This is a genomic window from Flavobacterium sp., from assembly GCF_035299005.1.
In the GTDB taxonomy this organism is placed as follows: Bacteria; Bacteroidota; Bacteroidia; order Flavobacteriales; family Flavobacteriaceae; genus Flavobacterium.
Window position 1 is genome coordinate 400713 of record NZ_DATGXL010000012.1, and the last position, 19197, is coordinate 419909.

The 19197-nt window shown below is 32.8% G+C and carries 21 protein-coding genes and 1 pseudogene; 5 read left to right on the plus strand and 17 right to left on the minus strand.

Annotated elements, in window-relative coordinates; translation table 11 throughout:
• The 7 genes from rplW to rpsL all read right to left on the minus strand — a co-directional run bounded on the left by rplW (position 1) and on the right by rpsL (position 5175).
• Entirely contained in the window at positions 1-291 is a 291-nt protein-coding gene (gene rplW, locus VK164_RS07790) for a 50S ribosomal protein L23 (protein ID WP_324208801.1), read from the minus strand.
• Positions 292-298: 7 nt separating this feature from the next.
• On the minus strand, positions 299-928 hold the full coding sequence (gene rplD, locus VK164_RS07795; protein ID WP_166237016.1) for a 50S ribosomal protein L4: 630 nt from the start codon (positions 926-928) through the stop codon (positions 299-301).
• A complete protein-coding gene (rplC, locus tag VK164_RS07800) occupies positions 928-1545 on the minus strand; it encodes a 50S ribosomal protein L3 (RefSeq protein WP_324208802.1) in 618 nt (205 codons plus the stop codon). Before rplC ends, rplD begins: the two co-directional genes overlap by 1 nt.
• Before the next feature lie 236 nt (positions 1546-1781).
• Entirely contained in the window at positions 1782-2087 is a 306-nt protein-coding gene (gene rpsJ / locus VK164_RS07805; RefSeq protein ID WP_009779180.1) for a 30S ribosomal protein S10, read from the minus strand.
• Between the two features lie 11 nt (positions 2088-2098).
• Positions 2099-4255, minus strand: coding sequence for an elongation factor G (gene fusA / locus VK164_RS07810; protein WP_324208803.1), 2157 nt, complete (start codon positions 4253-4255; stop codon positions 2099-2101).
• Between the two features lie 11 nt (positions 4256-4266).
• The gene (gene rpsG, locus VK164_RS07815; RefSeq protein ID WP_073583337.1) at positions 4267-4743 is read right to left on the minus strand and encodes a 30S ribosomal protein S7; all 477 of its coding nucleotides are present in this window, start codon (positions 4741-4743) and stop codon (positions 4267-4269) included.
• A 24-nt stretch (positions 4744-4767) separates the two neighbouring features.
• Positions 4768-5175 carry a 30S ribosomal protein S12 gene (rpsL, locus tag VK164_RS07820; protein ID WP_026725646.1) on the minus strand — a complete coding sequence of 136 codons (408 nt, stop codon included), beginning with the start codon at positions 5173-5175 and terminating at the stop codon, positions 4768-4770.
• Between the two features lie 263 nt (positions 5176-5438).
• Between rpsL and VK164_RS07825 the strand changes: the two genes are divergently transcribed.
• Genes VK164_RS07825 through VK164_RS07835 form a run of 3 tightly spaced genes read left to right on the plus strand, consistent with a single transcriptional unit; the run spans position 5439 to position 8366 of the window.
• A complete protein-coding gene (locus tag VK164_RS07825; protein WP_324208804.1) occupies positions 5439-7052 on the plus strand; it encodes a hypothetical protein in 1614 nt (537 codons plus the stop codon).
• A gap of 53 nt (positions 7053-7105) precedes the next feature.
• Positions 7106-7840 carry a 23S rRNA (guanosine(2251)-2'-O)-methyltransferase RlmB gene (rlmB, locus tag VK164_RS07830; RefSeq protein WP_324208805.1) on the plus strand — a complete coding sequence of 245 codons (735 nt, stop codon included), beginning with the start codon at positions 7106-7108 and terminating at the stop codon, positions 7838-7840.
• Between the two features lie 22 nt (positions 7841-7862).
• Positions 7863-8366, plus strand: coding sequence for a hypothetical protein (locus VK164_RS07835; RefSeq protein WP_324208806.1), 504 nt, complete (start codon positions 7863-7865; stop codon positions 8364-8366).
• 12 nt (positions 8367-8378) lie between these two features.
• Here the strand turns inward: VK164_RS07835 and VK164_RS07840 are convergent, their stop codons facing one another.
• The gene (locus VK164_RS07840; protein WP_324208807.1) at positions 8379-9131 is read right to left on the minus strand and encodes a rhomboid family intramembrane serine protease; all 753 of its coding nucleotides are present in this window, start codon (positions 9129-9131) and stop codon (positions 8379-8381) included.
• A 72-nt stretch (positions 9132-9203) separates the two neighbouring features.
• Between VK164_RS07840 and VK164_RS07845 the strand changes: the two genes are divergently transcribed.
• Positions 9204-10481 carry a replication-associated recombination protein A gene (locus tag VK164_RS07845; RefSeq protein WP_324208808.1) on the plus strand — a complete coding sequence of 426 codons (1278 nt, stop codon included), beginning with the start codon at positions 9204-9206 and terminating at the stop codon, positions 10479-10481.
• A 3-nt stretch (positions 10482-10484) separates the two neighbouring features.
• Here VK164_RS07845 and VK164_RS07850 read toward each other — a convergent pair whose 3' ends face one another.
• The 7 genes and pseudogenes from VK164_RS07850 to radC all read right to left on the minus strand — a co-directional run bounded on the left by VK164_RS07850 (position 10485) and on the right by radC (position 16173).
• Entirely contained in the window at positions 10485-11228 is a 744-nt protein-coding gene (locus tag VK164_RS07850; protein ID WP_324208809.1) for a hypothetical protein, read from the minus strand.
• 2 nt (positions 11229-11230) lie between these two features.
• Positions 11231-11923 (minus strand): YjjG family noncanonical pyrimidine nucleotidase, encoded by a 693-nt coding sequence (locus VK164_RS07855; protein ID WP_324208810.1) that lies wholly within the window; start codon positions 11921-11923, stop codon positions 11231-11233.
• Positions 11924-11929: 6 nt separating this feature from the next.
• Complete coding sequence (locus VK164_RS07860) at positions 11930-12415, minus strand: hypothetical protein (protein WP_324208811.1); 486 nt, start codon at positions 12413-12415, stop codon at positions 11930-11932.
• The gene (locus VK164_RS07865) at positions 12408-13658 is read right to left on the minus strand and encodes an ABC transporter permease (protein ID WP_324208812.1); all 1251 of its coding nucleotides are present in this window, start codon (positions 13656-13658) and stop codon (positions 12408-12410) included. The genes VK164_RS07860 and VK164_RS07865 overlap by 8 nt, the downstream gene beginning before the upstream one ends.
• Positions 13655-14284 (minus strand): ABC transporter ATP-binding protein, encoded by a 630-nt coding sequence (locus VK164_RS07870; RefSeq protein ID WP_324208813.1) that lies wholly within the window; start codon positions 14282-14284, stop codon positions 13655-13657. Before VK164_RS07870 ends, VK164_RS07865 begins: the two co-directional genes overlap by 4 nt.
• 464 nt (positions 14285-14748) lie before the next feature.
• A pseudogene (locus tag VK164_RS07875) lies at positions 14749-15408 on the minus strand (superoxide dismutase); the annotation flags it as partial.
• An 81-nt stretch (positions 15409-15489) separates the two neighbouring features.
• Positions 15490-16173 carry a RadC family protein gene (gene radC / locus VK164_RS07880; protein WP_324208814.1) on the minus strand — a complete coding sequence of 228 codons (684 nt, stop codon included), beginning with the start codon at positions 16171-16173 and terminating at the stop codon, positions 15490-15492.
• 105 nt (positions 16174-16278) lie between these two features.
• On the opposite strand from radC, the gene VK164_RS07885 reads away from it, so the two are divergent.
• Positions 16279-16917, plus strand: coding sequence for a DUF1287 domain-containing protein (locus VK164_RS07885; RefSeq protein ID WP_324208815.1), 639 nt, complete (start codon positions 16279-16281; stop codon positions 16915-16917).
• 66 nt (positions 16918-16983) lie between these two features.
• Here VK164_RS07885 and VK164_RS07890 read toward each other — a convergent pair whose 3' ends face one another.
• Positions 16984-18339 (minus strand): UDP-N-acetylmuramate--L-alanine ligase, encoded by a 1356-nt coding sequence (locus VK164_RS07890; RefSeq protein ID WP_324208816.1) that lies wholly within the window; start codon positions 18337-18339, stop codon positions 16984-16986.
• 70 nt (positions 18340-18409) lie between these two features.
• Entirely contained in the window at positions 18410-19090 is a 681-nt protein-coding gene (locus tag VK164_RS07895) for a tetratricopeptide repeat protein (RefSeq protein ID WP_324208817.1), read from the minus strand.
• Positions 19091-19197: the final 107 nt, after the last annotated feature.

Genomic DNA, 19197 nt, shown 5'->3' on the forward strand with positions numbered 1-19197 from the left:
TTAGATATTAGTATAAAAATCTATTGTTTCTCCCTCTTGAACTTGAACAACTGCTTTTTTGTAAGCATTTGTTTTCCCACTGATTAAACCACTTTTGGTATATTTAACACTTCTATCAGCTCTATAGTTCATTGTATTAACTGCGACAACATTCACTCCAAAAGCTGCTTCAACAGCATTTTTGATTTGAATTTTATTAGCAGATTTTGCAACTACAAAACCAAAACGGTTAAAAATTTCACCATCTTTAGTTATTTTCTCAGTTATAATAGGCTTAATTATGATACTCATAATCTTATTATTTACTTAAATTAGCTTCAATTCCGTCTACTGCACCTTCTAAAAGAACTAAACTTTTTGCGTTTAAAATCGCATAAGTACTTAATTCTGAAGTAGTTACAACACTAGACGCTTTTAAATTGCGTGACGACAAATATACATTTTTATTTGTATCACCCAACACAAATAAAGATTTTTTATTCTCTAACCCTAAAGATTTCAATACGTTAATGAAATTTTTAGTGCTTGGTGTTTCAAATGTAAAGTCTTCAACTACTACTAAATTTGATTCGTTTACTTTTAAAGACAAAGCTGATTTACGAGCTAATCTTTTTAAGTTTTTGTTCAATTTAAACGAGTAGCTTCTTGGTCTTGGTCCAAAAACAGTACCTCCACCTTTAAACAAAGGGTTTTTTGCAGATCCTGCACGAGCAGTTCCTGTTCCTTTTTGTTTTTTGATTTTACGAGTACTTCCAGCAACTTCTGCTCTTTCTTTAGCTTTATGGTTTCCTTGTCTTTGATTTGCTAAATATTGCTTAACATCAAGATAAACCGCATGCTTATTAGGCTCAATTGCAAAAACTGAATCAGAAAGTTGAACTTTTCTTCCAGTTTCTTTTCCGTTGATATCTAAAACTTTTACTTCCATTACTTCTGAATGATTACATAAGAGTTTTTATGCCCTGGCACACAACCTTTTATCACTAAAAGATTTTTCTCACCAACAACTTTTAAAACTCTAAGGTTTTGTACTGTTACATTATCTCCTCCAGTTCTCCCAGCCATACGCATTCCTTTGAATACTCTAGATGGATAAGATGACGCTCCTACAGATCCAGGCGCTCTTAAACGATTATGCTGACCGTGTGTTGCTTGTCCAACACCGCCAAATCCATGACGTTTAACAACCCCTTGGAATCCTTTTCCTTTAGAAACTCCAACAACATCAACAAATTCACCTTCAGCGAATAAGTCAACAGCGATTACATCGCCTAATTTGTACTCCTGATCAAAACCTTTGAATTCAACGACTTTCTTCTTCGCAGCTGTTCCCGCTTTCTTAAAGTGACCTAACTCAGCTTTAATAGAACGTTTTTCAGCTTTGTCATCGAAACCTAACTGAATAGCAGAATATCCATCTACTTCATTGGTTCTGACTTGGGTAACAACGCATGGACCACACTCGATTACTGTACAAGGAATATTTTTCCCGTTCTCATCAAAGATGCTAGTCATGCCAATTTTTCTTCCGATTAACCCAGACATATTAAACTAATTATTAATTAAACTCTTATTTATACAATAAATAGTATTTGCACACTACTCATTTTGAGGGTGCAAATATATAAATTATTTTTTAATTATCGCAAAAATAAATAGTTAAGTAAAATTTCCTTCTTTAAAGACGATTTTACCAACTAATTTTGATAAGAAAAAAACCGTAATGTTTAAAAACATTGACGGTTTTTTTGCTATTTTTTGCAATTTTGCAATCTAAATCACTAAACTTTGATCTCTACTTCAACTCCGCTTGGTAATTCTAATTTCATTAAAGCATCGATAGTTTTAGAAGAAGAACTGTAGATATCTAACAATCTCTTGTATGAACTTAATTCGAATTGCTCTCTTGATTTTTTATTAACGTGTGGAGAACGTAATACAGTAAAAATCTTTTTGTGAGTTGGTAATGGAATTGGACCAGTTACCACAGCACCTGTACTTTTTACAGTTTTTACAATCTTCTCAGCAGACTTATCTACTAAATTATGATCGTAAGATTTTAATTTTATTCTGATTTTTTGACTCATTTTCTTAAAAATTAAGCGTTACCTTTTGCTTTTTTGATTACAGCTTCTGAAATATTAGAAGGTGTTTCTGCATAATGTGAAAACTCCATTGTTGATGTAGCTCTACCCGACGACAATGTTCTTAATGTTGTAACATAACCAAACATTTCAGATAAAGGCACATCTGCTTTGATAGTTTTAGCACCATTTCTATCACCCATATCATTAACTTGACCTCTACGACGATTCAAGTCACCAACGATATCACCCATATTTTCTTCTGGAGTAATAACTTCAATTTTCATGATTGGCTCAAGAATAACCGCTCCAGCAGCACGTCCAACCTCTTTATATCCCATTTTTGCAGCTAATTCAAAAGAAAGAGCATCAGAATCCACAGGGTGGAAAGATCCGTCTAACAAAGTTACTTTTAAACTATCCACTGCATATCCTGCTAAAGGACCTGCTTTCATAGCTTCTCTGAAACCTTTTTCAACAGCTGGAATATATTCTTTTGGCACGTTACCACCTTTAACTTCATTAACAAACTGTAATCCCATAGGAGCTTTACCGTCTACTAAATCAGCAGGTTCTAAACGGAATACGATATCACCAAATTTACCACGACCTCCAGATTGTTTTTTATAAACTTCTCTGTGTTGTGCAGATTTTGTGAACGCTTCTTTATATTCTACTTGTGGCTCACCTTGGTTTACCTCAACTTTAAATTCACGTTTCATACGATCAACAAGGATGTCTAAGTGCAACTCACCCATACCTGAGATAATCGTTTGACCTGAAGCCTCATCAGTTCTAACCGTAAACGTTGGATCTTCTTCAGCTAATTTAGCTAAAGCCATACCCATTTTATCTACGTCAGCTTTTGTTTTAGGCTCAATTGCGATACCAATTACTGGATCAGGGAATTTCATTGACTCAAGAATAATTGGGTGTTTTTCATCACACATTGTATCTCCAGTCTTGATATCTTTAAATCCTACAGCAGCTCCAATATCTCCAGCCTCAATATATTCAATTGGATTTTGTTTGTTAGCGTGCATTTGGTAAATACGAGAGATACGCTCTTTATTTCCTGAACGAGTGTTCAAGATATAAGAACCTGCATCTAAACGACCTGAATAAGCACGGAAGAAAGCTAAACGACCAACATAAGGATCAGTAGCAATTTTAAATGCTAAAGCTGCAAAAGGCTCTTTTGGATCAGGGCGACGTAAAATTTTCTTTTGATCTTCTTCTAACAAATCTTTATCATCAGGATGAATTCCTTCGATACCTTCTTTATCCATTGGAGATGGCAAATATTTACATACTGCATCTAACATGAATTGAACTCCTTTATTTTTGAATGAAGAACCAGCAATCATAGGAATGATAGCCATATCAATTGTAGCAGCTCTTAAAGCTGTATTGATTTCTTCCTCAGTTATAGAATTCTCATCTTCCATGTATTTTTCCAATAAGTTTTCGTCGTAAGTAGCAATCTCTTCAATCAAAATTGAACGATATTGTTTTACTTCGTCAACCATATCCGCTGGAATAGGCACGATATCAAAAGTTGCCCCTTGAGTTTCGTCATGCCAAATAATAGCTTGGTTTTTTACTAAATCAACTACTCCTTTGAAGTCATTTTCTTCACCAATAGGTAAAGTAATAGCAACAGCGTTTGATTTCAACATGTCTTTCACTTGTTGACAAACGTTTAAGAAGTTAGAACCTTGACGGTCCATTTTATTTACGAATCCCATACGTGGAACTCTATATTGATCTGCTAATCTCCAGTTAGTTTCAGATTGTGGTTCAACACCATCAACCGCACTAAACAAAAACACCAAACCATCTAATACACGTAACGAACGGTTTACCTCAACTGTAAAGTCAACGTGTCCCGGAGTATCAATAATATTAAAGTGGTAAGGTTTTGATTCTGGTAAAATTTTACCTTGTTCTGTTGGAAAATTCCACTCACAAGTTGTTGCAGCTGAAGTAATTGTAATACCTCTTTCTTGCTCTTGTGCCATCCAGTCCATTGTTGCAGCACCATCATGTACTTCACCAATTTTGTGTGATTTTCCTGTATAGAATAAAATACGCTCTGTAGTGGTAGTTTTACCCGCATCAATGTGAGCAGCAATACCAATGTTTCTTGTAAATTTTAAATCTCTAGCCATTTCTATACGAATTAAAATCTAAAATGAGAGAATGCTTTATTCGCATCTGCCATTTTGTGAGTATCCATTCTTTTCTTAACAGCAGCACCTTCTTCTTTAGCCGCAGCTAAAATTTCAGAAGCTAATTTTCCTGCCATTGATTTTTCATTTCTTCTTCTTGCATAAAGAATCATCCATTTGATAGCATAAGAAATCTTTCTATCTGGACGAATTTGCATTGGAATTTGGAATGTAGCTCCACCCACTCTACGTGAACGAACTTCTACGTGAGGCATAACATTTGTTAATGCATCTTTCCAAATCTCTAAAGCAGATTTTTCTGCATCTTGCTTTTTAGTTTCAACGATTTCTAATGCATCATAGAAAACTTTAAAAGCTGTTGATTTTTTACCATCCCACATTAAGTTGTTTACAAAACGTGTTACTAACTGATCGTTAAATTTTGGATCTGGTAAAAGTGGTCTTTTTTTGGCCGCTCTTTTTCTCATGTCTTTTCTTTAAAAGATTTTAAATTACTTTTTCTTTCCAGTTGGTGCAGGTGCTTGTCCTGGTTTTGGACGTTTTGCTCCATACTTAGATCTACGTTGTGTTCTTCCTGCAACACCCGCTGTATCTAATGCTCCACGTACGATGTGGTAACGTACACCTGGTAAATCTTTTACTCTTCCACCTCTAACTAATACTATCGAGTGCTCTTGTAGATTGTGACCTTCTCCAGGAATGTATGCATTCACCTCGTTACCGTTTGTTAAACGAACCCTAGCTACCTTTCTCATTGCTGAGTTTGGTTTTTTAGGAGTTGTTGTGTAAACACGAGTACACACACCTCTTCTTTGAGGACAAGAATCTAAAGCAGCCGATTTACTCTTCTTAGTTATTTGGGTTCTCCCTGTTCTTACTAATTGTTGAATTGTTGGCATAATTAAATACTAAAAATTTTTACTGTTTAAAATTCCCGCTTTTTACGGGGTTGCAAATGTAAGAATTATTTTTTACTTTCCAAATCATAATTTATTAATTTTCAATACAGTTGCATTTTCATAGTAATTTGATTTATATTTAGTTACAAAAATAGAGCCGCAACACTCTTACAACAAATAAAATTTATTTTGCTTTTTTTCGTTTCTTTACAGCAATGAAATCTATTTTTCTTTTTATCGTGTGTTTCTGCTTCCAATTTTCATTGGGACAAAATTTTTATTTAAAGATAGAGGGAACTTCCGAAATCGAAAAAAGCACCATTGATAGCTTACAATATGAATCCAAACATTCAACAGTAGCATTACTTTTAGAAGAACAAAAACGTTTTGAAAGCAAATTAACAAATCAAGGTTTTTTTGATTGGTTACTGTTGGAACAAAAAAAAGTAAACGATAGTAGTTTTGTTTTTAAATACAATTTGGGAAATTCAGTAAAAAGCAACACCATATATATAGACAAACTTTCTGCCGAAGAAAAATCCCTATTGCAATTAGAAAATGACACTTTAGTAATCGCCATAAATAAAGTTGAAAGTTTCATGAAAGAAAAAATTACTTTATTAGAAAAGAAAGGATATTCTTTAGCGAATTTGCAGTTGATTAATCAGCGAAAAGTTGACAACAATGTTTTTTCTGAATTACAAATAAAACTCAATTCAAAAAGAAATATTACCGATATCGTTATTATAGGCTACGATAAATTTCCAACAGGAATTAAAAAAGCAATTACGAAAAAAGCCAAAAAAGCGACTTTTAATCAAGATAATTTAAAACAGATAAACGATGAGTTTGACAAACTACAGTTTGTAAGCCAGTTGAAATATCCTGAGATTTTATTCACAACCGATTCCACGAAAATTTTTGTGTATTTAGAAAAATCGAAACCGAATAAATTTGATGGCTTTATAGGATTTTCAAACGATGACAAAAGCAAATTGACTTTTAACGGATATTTAGATTTGCAATTGCAGAACATTTTGAATTCGGGCGAAAAATTCAATTTGTATTGGAAAAACGATGGCAACAAACAAACCTCTTTTAATTTAGGAACAGAATTACCCTATTTATTTAAAACTCCCATTGGAATTAAAGCAAATTTGAGAATTTTCAAGCAAGATTCCACATTTCAAAATACGATTACCGATTTGAATTTGGGATACTACTTTTCGTACAACACCAAAGCGTATTTGGGGTATCAAAAAACAAATTCAGTTGATATCCAAAATACAAACTCATTTAGCTTGAACGATTTTACCAATACGTTTTTAACTTCAAGTTTTGAACACATAACTTTTTCTCAAGACAATTTTATTTTTCCGGAACGAACAAAAGTTTTTACCAAAATTGGATTTGGAAACAGAACCATTTCGAGTTCAAAATCAAATCAGTTTTATGGACAATTAGAAGTTAGTCATCATTCCGAATTGAATCAAAAAAACAGTATTCTCATAAAAAATCAATCCTACTACTTACAAAGTGATGATTATATAATTAACGAATTGTATCGCTTTGGCGGCATAAACTCGATTAGAGGTTTTAACGAAAATAGTTTACAAGCAAATGTATTTAGTGGAATTATGGCCGAATATCGTTATTTAGTAGCGCCAAATTTATATGTTCATTCCATAACCGATTATGGCTATTTTCAAGATAAAACATCTGATATTGATGAAAAATTGTTAGGATTGGGTTTTGGATTTGGATTATTTACCAAAAATGGCTTGTTCAATTTGATTTATGCCAACGGAAGCACAAGCGACCAAGCTATAAAACTTTCTAATTCGATTGTGCATATTAGTTTTAAAACGAATTTTTAATTCGGACATTTTGAAACCATCAAAAAATCAAACTAAAATCCTATCTTTGCACCATGGAAAAAGACAACCAAATATTCGGGATTAGAGCAATAATTGAAGCAATTAACGCTAAAAAGGAAATTGATAAAGTATTCGTTCAAAAAGATGCGCAAGGCGACTTGATGCAAGATTTGATGAAAACAATGAAAAGAAACAACATCAACTTTTCATACGTTCCTGTTGAAAAACTAAACCGATTAACTCCAAATAATCACCAAGGTGCCGTGGCAACTATTGCTCCTATTTCTTTTGTTTCATTAGAAACTTTAGTAGAAGGTGTTATCGAAAGTGGTAAAAAACCTTTATTCCTAATTTTAGACCAATTGTCTGATGCACGTAACTTTGGCGCCATCATCAGAACAGCAGAATGCACGGGTGTTGACGGAATCATTATCCAAAAACAAGGTTCGGCTCCTGTGAATGGAGATACGGTTAAAACTTCTGCTGGAGCTGTTTTTAATGTGCCAATTTGTAAAGTAGATCACATTAAAGATGCCATTTTCTATTTGCAAGGAAGCGGAATTAAAACCGTTGCGGCAACTGAAAAAACAGAGCAACACATTTATGACATCAACTTCAACGAAGGCGTAGCAATTATTATGGGTAGCGAAGACCGAGGAGTAAATCCTTCAGTACTAAAAATTGTAGCTGAAAAAGCAAAGTTGCCTATGTTTGGCACAATCGAATCATTAAATGTTTCGGTAGCTTGTGGTGCTTTTTTGTATGAAGCTTTGAGACAGAGAATGTAGATAATTTTTATATTCATTTCGAATGCAAAAACCTTTTCTTTTATTAGTGTTCATTTCTATTTATTCGTCATTTTGTTTAGCACAATCTGATGAACCGTTTTATGAGCAAATAGCATTTGAGTTTTATTGTTCGGAAATTTTAGCAAAATCAGAAATAGATGTGCGTTTAAAAATTAATGGTCATTTAAATTATGTAAATTACATAAGTGCTGATTGTCTAAAAGAAAAAATAATAAACGAGAAAAACTTTACTATAAAACCCAAAAACAATTTTGACACTCTTTTTCTTGAACTAAAAAACATAAATAAAAAGAAATTCAAAATAGTTAAAAAAATAAACACAAACACAAATAAAGAAAACTATTTATTAGTCTCTAGATCATTAGAAGTTGAAAATAGAATTTTTGTAATTATTAACGAAATGGTTAATGTCAATGGTAGAGGATTTACTTTTGAATTTGATTCAGCAGGAAATATTATTGATTGGTGCCAATCATCAAAATCAGTCTTTTTAATTATTCATTAATTATTTTAATCACTACTTCTTCCCACCCAAAAACTCATAAATCACTTTCATAGAAGAATTAAAATATTCCCGAATCACTTCTTCTGGTTTTGGTGGTGGATTGAAATTTCCTTTTTCGTCGAAGTTTTTCATAAAGGGATCGAGTTCTGGATTGAAATCGGGTTTTTGCCATTCATAGAAAATTGTTTTTCCAAATTGTGGCGTTTTCAAAACCAATGCTAAAGCCAATCCAACGAGAAATCCTGCTAAATGTCCTTCCCACGAAACACCTTCTTTCACATTTGGGAACATATACCAAACGCTTCCACCATACAAAATTACGATGGTGAATGATAAAGCTACTAATCGGTAATATTTGGTAAAAATACCTTTGAAGAAGATAAAACTTACCAAAGCATAAATTAATCCGCTGGCGCCAATATGATAACTCGGTCTTCCTAACAACCACGTTCCTAATCCTGAAAAGAGAATTCCTAAAAACAAAACCACAAACGATTGTTCTTTGTAGAAATATCTCAAAATAGGCAACAACACCAATAAAGCAACTGAATTATTCGCCAAATGCTCGATATCGCCATGTAAAAATGGGCTAAAAAGAATTCCTTTTAAACCGAAAACTTCCCTTGGATAAACACCAAAATGCGACAAACTATGATGGAAATGCAATTCGTACCAAAAAACCAACCATAGCGTCAATACAAAAAATAACGGCAAATAAATGACCGCTTTTGTAAACTGAAAAGGATTATCGTGATGTTTTTCCATATTGATTTGAACTCAAAGATAAAGCCAAAAATATTTCTATGCACATTTGTCATAAAATTGTAATTTTACATCATGAATCAACCATTAGCCGAACGCATTCGCCCACAACAATTATCGGATTACATCAGCCAATTGCATTTAGTTGGACCTGAGGGTTCATTAACACAACAAATTGCCAAAGGATTAATTCCGAGTTTGATTTTATGGGGACCACCAGGAACTGGAAAAACTACCTTGGCACAAATCATGGCGCAAGAAAGCAAGCGTCCGTTTTACCAACTGAGTACTATACATTCAGGCGTTAAAGACATTCGTGAAGTCATTGAAAAAGCGAAGCAAAGCAGCGGCTTATTTACAGCTAAAAATCCTATTTTATTTATAGATGAGATTCATCGCTTTTCTAAATCTCAACAAGATTCTTTGCTAGCGGCAGTAGAAAAAGGCTGGGTAACTTTGATTGGCGCAACAACTGAAAATCCTAGTTTTGAGGTCATTCCCGCTTTATTGTCAAGATGTCAGGTATATGTATTGAATGCGTTTACTAAAGACGATTTGGAAGCACTACTATACCGTGCCATGAAAACTGATGTTCAGCTTCAAAACAAAGACATTCAATTAAAAGAAACCGAAGCATTATTAAGACTTTCTGGTGGCGATGGACGAAAATTATTAAATATTTTCGAATTGGTTATTAATGCTACTGAAAGTGATTCGATTGAAATTACGAATGAAAAAGTAATGCAATTGGTACAAAAAAACACAGTGTTGTATGACAAAACTGGCGAACAACATTACGATATTGTTTCTGCTTTTATTAAATCGATTCGTGGAAGTGACCCAAATGGCGCTGTTTATTGGTTAGCTCGAATGATTGAAGGTGGCGAAGATGTAAAATTCATCGCCAGAAGAATGCTTATTTTAGCTAGTGAGGATATCGGAAATGCCAACCCTACAGCTTTTATCATGGCAAATAATGCTTTTCAAGCGGTGGCAACTATTGGTTATCCTGAAAGTCGCATCATTTTGAGTCAATGTGCGATTTATTTGGCAACTTCGGCAAAAAGCAACGCTAGCTATATGGCCATTGGCAAAGCACAACAAATGGTAAAACAAACTGGCGATTTACCAGTTCCAATCCATTTACGAAATGCACCAACCAAATTAATGAAAGAATTGGGTTATGGCGAAGAATACAAATACTCACACGATTTCCCAAACAACTTTGCCGAGCAAGAATTTTTACCAACCGAAATTTCAGAGACTAAATTCTTTGAACCTGGTGAAAATGCGCGCGAAAAAGAATTACGCCAATTTTTAAAGAATCGTTGGAAAGATAAGTATGGATATTAAGTTTTAAAATTTAACCTCAACTTTTTCTGAAACTAAATTATCATTCAAATAATATTCAAAAAACCAATTGTTATCTTTTTTAAATAAAATTCCGGATTTTGAATCTTTTTGAGCAATGAAAACACTGTCAACAGTAGTTTTCTTTAAAGTAAAAATTGTTTCTGGTTTATCATTGACTAATTTATATCCTGTTGATGTCGGAATCGCAAAAAGTTGATTACTGGTGAGTGTAACAGCAGCAGTAGTTTCCTCAACAACATCTGACCCAACATCTGAAGCAGATTTCACTTCAACGGGAGTAGAAACTACAATTTCGTTGTTTATTTCTGATACTTTAAAATTTAATTTGCCAGACATTGATGACAAAGCAATTCTAAAAGCATCTTTGTAAGCTTTTTGAAATTCTTTTTCTCTACTTGTTCCTTGATCACTAATATAAACCACTTTATTGTAGCAATCAATTAGCTCAATTGTAATCTTTGTAACTAGCAAATTGCTATTCTTAACAGCTCTTGCTGATAATGCTAAACAACGATTATTTGCTAATTCTTGAGGGAAATTATCAGTATCATATAACACTTTAAAACCTTCTCTCTCAAAAAAGGATTTGGCCATGAAATTAGTATTATACTCGTTTTCGTTTTTGAAAAATTCAAATTTTTTAGGAACTATTATATACTTGTATTTTTCTTGAGCAAATGAGAAAGAAAAAGCAATTAAAAGCAGTAACAGAGTTATTTTTTTCATGATTATAAAATGTTTTTTAATTCTAATAAATGTTTTATTTGTATGACGGAACTTTCAATATTACTATTATGCTCATTGAAAAACACAGCTTCGATTCCGGCATCTTGTGCTCCTACAATGTCGGCTTCATAACTATCACCTATCATTAAACTTTCATCTTTTGAGGCTTTTGCCAAAGATAAGGCAAAATCAAATATGTTTCGATGTGGTTTTTTAACACCAGCCATTTCCGAATTGGTTATGGTATCAAAATAATGATTAATATTAGAATTCTTGAGTTTTTTAGTCTGAACCGACGCAAAACCATTCGTTATGATATGTAATTTATAATTAGGCTTTAAGTAGTCTAATAATTCAATAGCGCCATCAAACAGATGATTATATTCGGGTAAATATTTAATATAATCTTCCGAAAGTTGATGAATGGTTTCATCTGAGACTTCAAATTGCAAAGCATCAAAAACATCTTTCAACCGATAATAACGTAAATCTTCGTGTGAAATTTTATTCACTTGATACAATTTCCAATAATGCTGGTTTCTCGGAATATAAATATTTAAAAAATCTGGTAAAGAAATTTCAAATCCTTGCTCTTTAAAAATAGTCTCGAAAGCAAAGGCTGAATTTTTATCAAAATCCCAAAGCGTATGATCTAAATCAAAAAAAAGGTGTTTCTTGTGCTTAAAATTTTGCAAGTCTTCTTATTTTTTAGAAACTATTTCAGCATTTTCAATGTTGTAAATCCAATTATCTACATCAGTTTCATTAACTTTAAAAGTTCCTTTAATTGTTAAATAAGTATCGGTTTTTAATTTTGGCAATGTACCTTTAAATTTCAAACCCGCAATAGTTTCTGGTCCCGATTTTCCACAGAAAAAACAAGAAGCAAATACATTTTTACTCAAAGCATAATTTTTGCTATCGATGGGCACAATAAAACCAGTTAAATAAACCGTTTTATTGTGATAACCTTTTAATTTTAAATTCACTTGCGGAAATTCAACCTCTCCATATGTTGCGTGTTTTTTACGAACATATTTAATATCTCCTAGTAGTTTCCAGGTCAAAGTATCGTTTGCAACTGTTGTTTTAACAAAAGTTTGCTTCTCTGTTTTGGAACTTTTCTCAAAACTCATTAATGAAATAAATACTAATAGAGCTAAAGCTATTTTGATAAAATTACGCATTGGCTAATGTTTTTGATATATTTAAATTATAAGCTTTTACTGCTGGAATTAACGCTGCAATAAAACCAACAAATAGTGTTAATAAAAATAAAGTTCCTTCTTTTTGCCAAAGAAACTCATATGGATTAAAACTCATCTTAAAATCTTCTTCGGATGAATTAGATAACAAACTTAATGCAACTCTTCCCAAAATCGTACCAAAAATAAACCCTACAACACAAAGCAACAAACTTTCAATCATAACTACTTTTAACAATTGAAATCTTCTTGCTCCATTAACACGCATTAAAGCAAATTCAGCTTTTCGTTCTTTTAAAGTATTAAACAAGGCTATAAAAATTGAAATCCCTGAGATAAGCATAATTCCATACGCTAAATATTGTAAAGCAGTTACTCCGATTCCAAACAAACCAAACAATCTATTAACTTCAAATGCGGGAGAAACAGCCTGCATCTTAGTGTTTTGAGGAACTACACGTTGCCATGTTAACTTTGCCATTTGATTTCTAATTTTTAACAAAACTGCGGTGATTTCCATATTTGGCTCGTCTAACGTCAAATCGGCTTTTTGGTGCTCATCGCCTTCCTCATGTATATGACCTTCTTCTCCGTGAGCTGGAATTTCTTCATGACCATGATGCATTTGCCAAACAGTTGGAATTGTACATAAAATTAAATTATCTACAACTTTTCCAGTTTGCGAAGCAATTCCAACAACTTTATACGCATAATTTTCATGTACTTCTCCCTCTTCTGCATCGCCATGAGAACCATAAAACTCATCTTCAATCTTTAAATTTAATTTTTGAGCGATTTCGCTACCAACAACCACTTCAAAATTCTTTTCAAATAGTTTTCCTTCTGCTAATTTTGCTTTATATTTTGCTAAATAATCTTGTGTTGTTCCTAAAATTTTATAACCTCGATAATTATCACCAAATGCTAAGGGAATTGCTTTTTCAACATACGGATTATTCATCCATACTTTAGCAGAATCATAATTAATATTTCCCGTAGGTGAATCCACCTGATACACGGAAGACAAAATCAATTGCAGCGGACTTCCTTGAGCACCCAAAACCAAATCTACATCTTCAATATTACTAGTAAATTTTTCTTCAAATTGCTTTTCTACTAAAATCAAAGTAGTAATAATTGCCACACTTGAGGTTAACAAAATAACACTCAAAATAGTATTTAATGGTTTAAACCATATATTTCTCCATGCTAATTTTGTAATCATACCAAAGTAATTTTATTGATAAACTTTTCTTTAATTCGGCTATCGTGGGTTACAATTAATAATGCTGCCTTGTATTCTTTTGATAAAGAAGTTAGTAATTCAATCACTTTTTCAGCATTTTTATCATCTAAACTTGATGTTGGCTCGTCTGCTAACAGTACTTTTGGCTCATTAATTAGTGCTCGAGCAATTGAAACACGTTGTTGTTGTCCAATACTTAACTGCGAAGGCAATTTAAAAGCTTGATTTTCAATTCCTAATTGTTCCAATAATCTTTTAGCACGTTTGGAATGTTTTTTTCCGGTTGCTAACCAACTTGCCATTTCTAAATTTTCTAACACTGTCAAAGCATCTATAAAATGTGATTTTTGAAAAACTACTCCAATGTGTTTCCCTCTAAACCTATCTGTTGATTTTTCTGTAAGTGTTAGAATATCCGTTTTATCAATTACAATTTCTCCTTTAGTTGGTTTCAGCAACCCCGCTAAAATATGCAAATAAGTAGTTTTTCCCTTTCCTGAATCACCTGTTATCAACAAAGTACTTCCGGCTTCGCAATACAAATCTGGAAAAATAAATTCTTGTTCTTTACTGTATGCAAATCGTATGTTTTTAGTGCTTATCATTATTGTATCAGCATTAATTTAGTGTCGCAAGATACTAAATTCGTTAGAAAAATTTCTTAAATTATCTTTAATAAAAAACCTTGCGCATAATAACAAGCACAAGGTTTTTTAATTTAATTACAAAACTATTCCTCATCATGTGAACACAATCCTACAATAGTATGAAACACATCATGTAAGCCATTTAAAGCTTTTGTTATTTTATCATCAGAAGCTTTTGATTTCACTAATTTATCCAAAGCTTTACTATCTTTAACTAATTTATTTACCGAAGTAAGAATTTCTTTTTTGTTGAATTCTGCAGGAATTTTTGCTGTTTTTAAAGCCATAGCTTTTTCAGCTAATTCCGTACTTCTTTCTTTGATAGGTTGCAAATTTCCTTCTTCACTTGGATGAAATGTTTGCGACATTACTTTGTGAAATGCTTTAATTTCTGGCCAAGCTGCAAATTTATCTGGTTTTGGCATAGCCGCTTTATATCTGTTACTTACTTCAGTCCAATTAACCACATTCCATAAAGCGGATAAATAATCAGCTCTTTTGTTTTGATATTTTAAATAATAAGCATGCTCCCAAACATCTATTCCAAAGATTGGTGTTCCTTTAACCTCAGCAACATCCATTAATGGATTGTCTTGATTTGGAGTTGAACTTACAACTAATTTTCCTTCTTTAGTCACAAGTAACCAAGCCCAGCCTGAACCGAAACGACTTGCTCCAGCAGCATTTAATTTTTCTTTTAAAATATCTAAACTACCAAAAGTATCATTAATTGCTTTTTCTAATTCAACCGACATTTTAGTATTTTTCTCAGGTGTCAAAACAGACCAAAACAACTCGTGGTTATAATGTCCGCCTGCATTATTTCTAATTGCTGGTGACATGGTAGAAACTTTAGCGAAGATCTCGTTCAAACTTAATTTTTCATCTGCAGTTCCCAATAAAGCTGTATTAAGATTTTTTACATAAGCCGCATGATGCTTACTGTAATGAATTTCCATTGTTTGCGCATCTACAAATGGCTCTAGAGCATTGTAAGCATATGGCAATGCTTTTTGTGTAAACTGGGCAGATGCCGTTAAGGTTACTAAAAGTGTTGCAACTAAAAGTTTTATATTCTTCATGATATATTAATTTTTGATAAAAATACAGCTTATCGATTAGATAAAAAATTAAGAAATCTTAAAATTTCCATAATTCTATACTTAAAAAATACTATCGTCTTGAAAGCTCAAATATCCGCTCTCTGTGATGATAACATGGTCTAGTACTTGTATTTCTAGTGTTTGCCCTGCTTCTTTGATTCTTTTGGTGATTTTTAAATCAGCTTCACTTGCTATTAATTTTCCTGATGGATGATTGTGAGATAGTATTAAAGCTGTAGCATTTTGCTCGAAAGCCATTTTGAATATTAAACGAATATCTACAACGGTTCCTGTAATTCCTCCTTTTGAAAGTTGAGCTTTGTAGATGACTTTATTGGAATTGTTGAGATATAAAACCCAAAATTCTTCGTGAGGCAATTCCCCGATGATGGGTTGCATTATATCGAAAACCGCTTTACTGGAAGTGATTTTTTTGAGTTCGATGGCATCTTCTGCTCTTCGTCTTCTTCCTAATTCTAATGCTGCGGAGATGGAAATAGCTTTGGCTTCTCCAATTCCTTTAAATTGCATGAGTTGAGATACCGACATTTTTCCTAAAGCATTCAGATTGTTTTCTGAGGAAGCTAAAATGCGTTGACACAATTGCACGGCGCTCTCATTTCGAGAACCGGAACCAATTAAAATAGCAAGTAATTCGGAATCAGATAAGGTAGATTTACCTTTAAGAAGAAATTTTTCACGTGGGCGATCGTCTTCAGCCCATTGATTGATTGGCGTGTACATAAAAATTTATTTTGGCGTTTATAAAAACAAAGTAAATTAATTTTTTAAACACCTCAAAATAAATGGCTTAAAAATTGCGTTTAAATCAACAACAATTAATAAAACATGAAGCTAATTCTTCCTCTTCTTTTAATATGTTTTTCTTTTGGATGTAAAAAACCTGAAACTAGTACTGAAAACATATCCGAATCAAAACCAACAACTCAACTTATAGAAAACCCAACTGATTTTTATGAAAAACTATCTAATGCAGCAATTTCGATTATTGATCCTGAAGTGGTTTACACGCCGGCTTATGTTGGGATAAAATATCCAAATGGTAATGTTCCTCCCAAAACGGGTGTTTGCTCCGATGTAGTGATTCGTGCTTATCGAAAATTAGGAATTGATTTGCAAAAAGAAGTTCACGAAGACATGAAAACAAATTTTTCAAAATACCCTAAAACTTGGGGTTTAAAAACTACGGATAAAAATATTGACCACAGAAGAGTGCCTAATTTAGAAGTTTTCTTTGCTCGAAAAGGAAAAACTTTAACCATTACAAAAAATGCAAGCGATTACAAAACGGGCGATATAGTTACCTGGCTTTTAGCTGGTGATGCTATTCCTCATATTGGTATTGTAACGCACATAAAATCAAACAATGGTAACCCAATGATTGTGCACAACGTAGGAAGTGGACAAGTTTTAGAAGATTGTTTGTTAAGTTGGAAAATTGTGGGGCATTTTAGGTATGAAAAATGATTTGTAGAGTATTTAATTTGAAGATTTGAAAATTCAATAACATTTTCAAATCTTCAAATTCTCAAATTAATTTATCAACCCTTTCACCTCATCAAAATTCAATCCACCATAATTTCCTGAACTCATTAATAGTAAAGCAGAATTTTCTAAATTTTGGTTGAATAAAAAGTCTTTGAATTCGGTTGGATTGGTGTAAATAATCAAATCTTCTCTTTGGAACGATTGTGCAATTTGGTCGTAAGTTACTTCTTCCAAACGTTTGATTTTTACTGCATCTGGTGAATAGAAAACAACGGCAACATCCGCTGCGTCTAAAGCGCCTTGGTATTCTTTTAAGAATTCGGCATTTAAACTGCTGTACGTATGCAATTCTAAACAAGCGATTAATTTTCTATCGGGATATTGAGCTTTTACGGCTTTTGTAGTGGCAGAAACTTTACTTGGGGAATGCGCAAAATCTTTGTAAGCAACTTTATTAACACTTTCGGCAATTTTTTCTAATCGTTTGGATGCTCCTTTGAAACTGGCAATAGCTTCGTAAAATTCGGCTTCGTCTACGCCCATGCATTGGCAAATCCACTTGGCACCCGCTAAGTTGCTTAGATTGTGTGCGCCAAAAACTTCAATTGGCATTGAACCTTCTGGTGTGTCTAACAAAGTGGTTCCGTTTTCTACTGTGTAACTTGGCGTTTGATAAGCAATTTTACGTATTTGATTTTCCGTTCCTTCTGCAACTGATTTTACTGCTTCGTCTTCTTCGTTATAGACTAAAATTCCGCCACGTGTGATTTGGTTAGCGAAAATTCTGAATTGTTCTACATAATTATCAAACGTTGGAAACACATTGATATGATCCCAAGCAATTCCTGATAACAAAGCAATATTCGGTTGGTACAAGTGGAATTTTGGTCGCAAATCGATTGGAGAAGTTAAATATTCATCGCCTTCTAATACGATAAAATCGTTGTTTTCGGTTAAATGCACCATCGTATCGAAACCTTCCAACTGTGCTCCTACCATATAATCTACTTCGATATTGTGATAATGCATTACGTGTAAAATCATCGAAGTAATTGTAGTTTTTCCGTGCGAACCACCAATAACTACTCGGGTTTTATTTTTCGATTGTTCGTATAAAAATTCGGGGTACGAATAAATTTTCAAACCTAGTTCTTGTGCTTTTAATAATTCTGGATTGTCGGCTTTAGCGTGCATTCCTAAAATAATCGCTTCGATATCTGTTGTGATTATTTCAGGAAACCAACCTTCTTCGGCTGGCAACAAACCCTTTTTCTCCAAACGCGATTTTGATGGTTCGAAAATTGCGTCATCGCTTCCAGTTACGTGATACCCTTTATTGTGTAATGCTAATGCTAAATTGTGCATCGCAGCTCCGCCGATTGCTATGAAATGTGTTCTCATTTATTATGTTGAATTGTTAAACTATTAATTTGTAAAATCGATTAATCGATTTTACATTTCAACAATTACACTATTTGTTTTCAAATTCTAGTTTTAACTTATTTGCTTTTGCTTTGTCTTTCAACTTGTTCAAATATAAGTCATATAATTTTTCGAAAGTGGTTTTTGAATTACCAATTTCGTGTGCTTTTTTATAGTTTATTTCTGCTTTTGTATAGCGCTTAAAATATATATCGATATATCCTTTTGCTAAATATCCATCTACTTTTGAAAGTATCATTAACTCATCGGCATATTTTTGAGATTTTTTCTCACTTCCACCAATAATAGCAGGCAGTTCAACATATAACATAACAAGAGCCCAACGTGTTTCAATATGTTTACTATCTAATTTTGCAGCGGTTAGAAATGATTCTTCTACTTCATCAATCATTCCTAAAGCCTTGAATTTATTTGATTCTTTGGCTTTCATTCCGAGTGCACCACCATATTTATACCAATAATTAGCAATCTTAGGAAAACTTGTTTTAAGCTTTTTATAATTATCAATAGCTTCATCCCATTTTTTCTGATATCCAGCAATGTCGCCAAGATATTCTATAGTTTTGGAGTGATTTGGGTGCGATTTTAAATAATCTTGAAATAATTGCTTTGCTTCATTGTATTTTTTTTGCACAAATAACTTCTCTCCTTTCTCAAAATTAGATTGAGAAAAAGCAATTAGTGAAAAAAATAAAAAAAACAGTTGCATATTTTTCATTGCTCAAAAATAGTAAATTGATTTTAGTTAACTTTACTTGTAAATAATTAAATTTTATACGTTTCCCAACCTTTTTAAATTTTTTACTCTCTATATAT